Source organism: Phocaeicola sp. RTP21198st1_B8_RTP21198_201120 (genome assembly GCF_040929485.1).
Lineage (GTDB): Bacteria > Bacteroidota > Bacteroidia > Bacteroidales > Bacteroidaceae > Phocaeicola > Phocaeicola dorei.
This window is the reverse complement of sequence record NZ_JBCOCI010000078.1, coordinates 16,493-23,650: the sequence shown is the minus strand read 5'-3', so window position 1 is coordinate 23,650 and position 7,158 is coordinate 16,493. Positions and strand designations below refer to the sequence as shown.

At 39.7% G+C, this 7,158-nt stretch carries 2 protein-coding genes; both read left to right on the top strand.

Annotated features, from left to right (window positions below; translation table 11 throughout):
- Window positions 1-85 precede the first annotated feature (85 nt).
- Window positions 86-2,635 carry a glycosyl hydrolase family 28 protein gene (locus AB5935_RS19670; RefSeq protein WP_007836529.1) on the top strand — a complete coding sequence of 850 codons (2,550 nt, stop codon included), beginning with the start codon at window positions 86-88 and terminating at the stop codon, window positions 2,633-2,635.
- Between the two features lie 125 nt (window positions 2,636-2,760).
- Window positions 2,761-7,014: a two-component regulator propeller domain-containing protein gene (locus AB5935_RS19665; RefSeq protein ID WP_038605618.1), complete on the top strand. Its 4,254-nt coding sequence runs from the start codon at window positions 2,761-2,763 to the stop codon at window positions 7,012-7,014.
- Window positions 7,015-7,158 lie beyond the last annotated feature (144 nt).

Sequence of the window (7,158 nt, the reverse complement as noted above, 5' to 3'; positions counted from 1 at the left end):
TCTGCAAATTCAGTAATGAGAGGACGTGTAAACGCAATAAGGACGTTCAAGGGCTTAGTTGCGGATTTGAGGAATAATTAAGTTTATGTCATTAACAAGTATTATTTGTGGCATAGCGTTGCTGACAATAGGTGAAGTTGGGCCTCAGAATATGCCCGATACTATAGAACCTGTTGAATCACCGTTTGTTATGCCTTTGTTTGAAAGGCCTGTTTTTCCCGAATCTACCATATTGGTAAGGATGGAACAGGAAGGTATGTCCACTAAACCGATTCAGGAGGCTATTGATAGTATGAGTTGCCGAGGTGGTGGAACGGTGGTAGTTCCTCCCGGTGTATGGCGGACAGGACGCCTTATCTTGAAGAGTAATGTAAATTTGCATCTTTCGGAAGGAGCGGAATTACGTTTCAGTGGTAATATAATAGATTATCTTCCGGCTGTTTTTACACGGGATGAGGGGGTGGAGCTTTACTCTCTTGGAGCTTGTTTGTATGCTGATGGACAGGAGAATATTGCATTGACTGGAAAGGGAAAAGTAGTTGGACCGCCTACCAGTTGCGAGATATACAAGTGTAATGAAAGTATGTCTAGTGACAAGGTGATAAGAAAACCGCTTGCCGACCGTATTTATGATGGAAAGAATGGTGAAGGAGTCTTTTTGCCTAAGACATTTGCCCCTATCAATTGTAAGAATGTCTTTGTAGAAGGTGTTACATTTGAACGGGGACTGTATTGGAATATTGTACCACAATATTGTGAACATATTTTAATTCGGGGGATTACAGTGAACAGTTTCGGACATGGACGTACGGATGGTATTGATATTGATTCAAGTAATGATGTACTGATAGAATACTGTTCGCTCGATTGTCAGGACGATTGTTACACCATGAAGTCCGGGCGGGGTAAGGATGGATTGAAAGTGAATCGTCCCACTAGTAATGTCGTTATACGTAAAAGTATAGCACTGAGGGGAGCAGGCGGTATTGTGTGTGGTACTGAGATTGCCGGTGGAGTGAGAAATGTATATATGTACGATTGTGTTTTTGAGGGAACAGACCAGGCTTTCCGTTTTAAAACTCGTCGTCCACGAGGAGGTTTTGTGGAGAATATATATGTGGAACGGGTGCGGGCTAATGTGAAAAGACAGGCTTTGTATTGCGATATGCTTGGTTCTGCCCGCTGGGTAGGTGAGTTGGCACAGCGTTATCCGGCCCGTGAGATAACTCCACTTACACCGTGGTTTGCTAATATTTCCATTCACGATGTGGAGATCACCGGATGTAGCACATTGGTGGATGTGTCTGCATTACCGGAGAAGCCGGTGAAGAACTTTTTTTTCGGCAATGTCAAAGCACATTGTGATCGGATTGGCAAAATATGCGATGCCACAAAATTCTCAATGAAAGATGTAAGAATAGAGAGTTGTGATACAGTAATGCGTATTGATAATTGTGATTACGCCTCTTTCTTTGGGTTCAGCAATGTAACTACAGGTAGTTCGGTGAAGATAGAAAAAACGGGAGGAGAATGTCGCTATTTAAATGTGCAGACATATCCTCTTGTCCCAGTAAATTATCAGTCCATTCGTCCTGGTGAAGTGTGGCTTGATACTGAAGGAAAACCTATTCAGGCCCATGGGTTTCAAGTGACTTTTCGTGAAGGCAAATATTATTGGTATGGTGAGGATAAAACTCATACTCTGTTTGGTACCAATCGGATGTTTGGCGGAGTACGTTGTTACTCATCTACTGATTTTTACAATTGGAAAGATGAGGGGAGGATAATTGAACCTGCTACTGATCCACATTCACCTTTGCATCATTGTCAGAAATTGGAACGCCCACATATTCTTTATTGTGCCAAAACAGGCAGGTATGTATGCTGGCTGAAATCACAAAGTAATGATGGGCATTTTGTTATTCTAGAAGCTGAACATTTTATGGGACCCTATCATTTTGTCCGCAATCTGAAACCTAATGGCTTTGCTGTGGGGGATTTTGACATGTATGCTGATCCCGATACAGGAAAAGGTTATGTTTGGTTTGAGCGTCCTCATTGGGAGCAGATATGTGCTGAACTTTCTGATGATTATACAAATGTAAATGGCCGGTATTCAGAACATTTTGTTGGAAAGGTTCCACCGTTTACACGTGAGGCGGCAGCACATTTTGTAATGGATGGTAAACATTATATTTATACATCAGGGACAACTAGTTATACTCCCAACCCTTCGGAAGTAGCGGTATTCGATGATTATCATGGTGAATATACGGTGTTAGGGAATCCACACATAGGTGATGAGTATGCACATTCTTTTTGCTCGCAGATTACAAGTGTGATAAAGATTCCGGGAAAGGATCTTTATGTGGCTATGGCCGATCGTTGGCTACCGCATACTAATAAAACGGATATACCCAAGAAAGACTGGCAGTCTTTCTTGACCCGGTACAAGGATCACCGTCCTTATCCAAAGGATTTTGCAACTCCTAAAGTGGCCGACAGATTTTATACGCTTGTTAATCCTAATCAAGATGTATATAAGGCTACTTATGTATTTCTGCCAATTGTGGTGAAGGATGGCATACCGATGATAGAGTGGAAAGATGAATGGAAACTGGAAAACTATGAATAGATGATTTTTCTTTTGTTGATAGGGCACATCCGTTTATTTTTACTATCTTTGCTAATATGGCGTATGTCGGGAAAATGATGTACGTCATATATTTAAATGCCTGGTATGAATCTGATTGAAATTGTATGAAAACATATATTTGTCTGTTATGGGTTGTTTTTGGGTGTATAGGTTGGGAAATGCATGCATCGGTAGATGTACATCCTACTTTTATCACGACTAGTGACGGATTGGCGAATAATTCGGTACGTTATCTGTTTCAAGACAGCAAAGGGTTTATTTGGATGGGTACATTAGATGGGCTGAGCCGCTATGATGGCCATTCATTTGTGACATTCCGTCCGGAATCAGGCGATAAAATTTCTTTGGCAAATCATCATGTAAAGAAGATACAAGAAGATCGAAATGGTTTCTTATGGTTTATCACTGCTCCGGAATTAATGAGTTGTTACGATTTGAAACATGATTGTTTTGTTGATTTTACGGGGTGTGGGGAATATAGACGGCCTTACAATAAAATATTGGAAACTGCTGTCGGGGATATTTGGCTGTGGCATCATCAGAGTGGATGTCGTAAAATAGTCTGTAAGGATGGAATTCACTCTTCTGTATCTTTTACAAAGGAAAATGGGAAATTATCAACTAATGCAGTGAATTCCGTTTATGAGGATGAACAGGGAGTGATTTGGATTTGTACTCAGCTTGGGCTGTTTCAGGTGACAGAAGAGGGATATACCCAGGTAGTTCAAGATAGTTTGTCTTTTGTAGGGGCGATGTCTTTTCGTCACAAGATTTTTTTTGTAACCTCTGATGGAGGTATTTATGAAAAGTCTTCAGGTAAGAATTTGTTTTTGACAGCCCGGTTGCCGTGGAAACTTTCTGCTTTTAATACCTATGAGTCCTGTCGTTTACAGAACGATTGGGTGTTTTTTACTCCTGAGGGTGGAGAGGTGTTTAGTATGTCTGAGAAAAGATTGATTCATGATTCATCGCTTGATATTCGTTTAGGAAAATGTGAAAAGGATAATTTGAATAATCTGTGGATTTCCAATGGCACTGGTCTTGTACATTATATTGATGTCCGGACACGTGCCGTCCGGATTTTTAGATTAATGTCTGATGAAAAAGTTAAGTTGATAGGGGATGAACGTTATCATATCATACAAGATGTTCCACGTGGACTGATATGGATTTCTACCTATGGTAATGGTTTGTTTGTTTATGATTCTCAAAAGGAGGAGATGACCCATTACTCGTATCATGTGGATGAGTTTAATCGGGTGAATTCTGATTTTCTTTTATATGCTATGGGCGACAGAACCGGTAATATCTGGTTGGGATCAGAATATTCCGGCATAGCTTTATTGTCAGTATTAAATGATGGGGCAACTTATATTTATCCTGAAAATGAGAAATTGGTGGATCGTTCCAATACCATACGTATGGTTACGTGTATGGAGAATGGGGATGTGCGGGTAGGAAATCGTCGGGGGGGATTGTTTGCTTATGACTGTCACTTGAATTTATTGCTAAGAAATTATTATCATCTTAGTGTCTTTGCTCTCAAAGAGGATGACAAAGGGCAAGTATGGATGGGAACCCGTGGGAATGGATTATGTATAGGCGATAGATGGTATGTGCATCGGGCTGATGATGTGAATTCACTTGCACATAATCATATTTATGATATCTATAGGGACTACCGGGATAGAATGTGGATTGGAACTTTCGGGGGAGGACTCGATTTGGCTGTTTATCAGAAAAACGATTTTGTGTTTCGTCATTTTTTGAAGGGGAGTTTTGGAGAGCAAGAGGTTCGTACTATTACTGCTGATAGGAATCATTGGATGTGGGTAGGAACCAATAATGGTATTTATGTATTCCATCCGGATTCTTTGTTGAATGATTCGCGGCAGTATTACGTTTATAATTTGGATAATGGGAAAATACGTAGCAATGAAATTCGTAATATTTTTTGTGACAGCAAAGGTCGTATGTGGATTGGAACCACCGGTAAAGGCTTTTCTGTCTGCCAGTCAGGACAAACTTATGATCAGTTGGAATTCCGGCATTATGATGAGGATGACGGGTTGGTAAATAATGTAGTCCAGTCTATAGTGGAGGATAGAGATGGAAAAATCTGGCTGGGTACCGAATATGGAATGTCCCGGTTTGATCCGGATACGGAGGTTTTTGATAGTTTCTTTTTTTCAGCGATAATGCCCGGCAATGTCTATTTGGAGAGTAGTGCCTGTGTTATGAAAAACGGACATTTGCTGTTTGGAACGAATCATGGTTTGGTTGTGGTCGATCCTGAAAAAGTCATGCCACAGCATGTCGTTTCTCCGGTGGTTCTCACTGATTTAAAAATAAATGGAATTTCTGTTCGTCCCGGGGATATTGATTCTCCTTTGACAGAGGCATTAAGTTATACAAATAGAATAGAATTGAAATATTATCAGAATTCATTCAGTATAGATTTCTCTACTTTTGACTATTCTATGGCAAATGATGCCAAGTATATTTATAAGTTAATTCCATACGATAAAGATTGGGGAGTCCCTTCCTCCTTGAATTTTGCAGCTTATAAAAATTTGTTGCCGGGTACTTATCAGTTACATGTAAAAGCATCCAGTGCTTCCGGTGTATGGGGGGAAGATGAAACCGTATTACAGATTGTTATTACTCCGCCTTTTTGGAAAACAGGTTGGGCCTTTGCCATTTATATAATGCTGATTTGTATGGCAATGTATATGACATTCAGACTAATCCATAAGTTTGCTATCTTGCGGAATCGTATTCAATTAGAAAAACAGTTGACAGAATATAAGTTGGTCTTTTTTACCAATATCTCTCATGAGTTTCGTACCCCGTTGACGTTGATCCAAGGAGCCTTGGAAAAAATAGAGGCTATGGGTAGGGGTTCTAAAGAATTGGCTTATCCTATAAAAGTGATGGATAGAAGCACGCAGCGGATGCTCAGATTAATCAATCAATTGCTGGAATTCAGAAAAATGCAGAATAATAAACTGGTTCTTTCATTAGAAGAAACAGATGTTATCGTTTTTCTTTACGATATATTTCTGAGTTTTAGGGAAACGGCGGAATCTAAAGAAATGGAATTTAAATTTATTCCTTCTGTCAGTTCTTATCCTATGTTTGTTGATAAAGGTAAACTGGATAAGATAGTCTATAATCTTCTGTCCAATGCATTTAAGTACACACCGGAGGGCGGGAAAATAGTTTGTTCGGTAGATGTGGAAGAAGAAACAAAAAAATTGATCATTTCCGTGTCAGACACCGGTATTGGTATTCCTTTGGAGAAACGCGGGCAACTTTTTTCTCGATTTATGCAAAGTAGTTTCTCTGGTGATAGTATGGGAATCGGGTTGCATTTGACTCACGAACTTGTAAATGTGCATAAAGGAAGCATTGAATATGCGGAGAATGAAGGACAGGGTTCTGTTTTTACAGTCACTTTGCCATTGGATAGTTCTGTATATGAGTCAAAAGATTTTTTGATCTCTACAGCCTTAATGGAAGAAACGGATCATACAGACGAAGGCATTCCGTGCCGTCTCGTAAAAGAAGAACAGATGGCGGCTCCTTTAAACAAGAAAAAGATATTGATCATTGAAGATGATACTGATATTCGTGAATTTTTGAAGAAAGAAATATCTGTTTATTTTGAGGTGGTAGCCGAGGCTGATGGTGTGGCGGGTTTTGAACGTGCACGGACTTATGATGCTGATCTGATAATATGTGATGTCCTAATGCCGGGAATGAATGGGTATGAAGTAACCCGTAAGTTAAAAAATGAATTTAGTACCAGTCATATTCCGATCATTCTGCTGACAGCAATGGGAACTACCGAAAATAAATTGGAAGGAGTAGAAAGTGGGGCGGATGCGTATGTAACCAAACCGTTCAGCTTAAAATTGCTTTTGGCACGGATGGTTCAATTGATTGACCAGCGTGAAAAGTTACGTGAGAAATATGTGAATGATCCCAGTATAGAGCGACCGGCTATTTATACTTCTGATAAAGATAAACAGTTCCTTGATAAATTGCAGGCTATTATAGAGCAGGAGTTGGGAAATTCGGAATTTACGATGGAAGACTTTGCTGCCCGGATGAAATTGGGGCGTACTGTATTCTCTAAGAAAGTTCGTGGTTTGACAGGGCATACTCCTAATGAATATTTCCGTATTATTCGTCTGAAGAAAGCGGCGGAATTATTGTTGGAAGGTAATTATAATGTGAGCGAAGTTTCTTATAAAGTAGGTATCAGTGATCCGCTTTATTTTAGCCGTTGTTTCAAGACACACTATGGCGTGTCTCCTTCTGTTTATCTGCGTGGAAAAGAGAAAGAAATATAGAGTGGGCAACCTTTATTGTATAATCGGGCGGTAAATATCAGTTCGTTTCTTAAAAAGCTTAAAGTGTATAAATTTCCATGTTAATGAACAAAAATACATTTTGGGGCTTTATAAATAACGATATATTTGTAAAATACTGCTTGA

Bases quoted from the DNA above. Each gene is read 5' to 3' on its own strand.
- AB5935_RS19670 (WP_007836529.1), top strand. From the start codon at position 86: ATGTCATTAACAAGTATTATTTGTGGCATAGCGTTGCTGACAATAGGT.
- AB5935_RS19665 (WP_038605618.1), top strand. From the start codon at position 2,761: ATGAAAACATATATTTGTCTGTTATGGGTTGTTTTTGGGTGTATAGGT.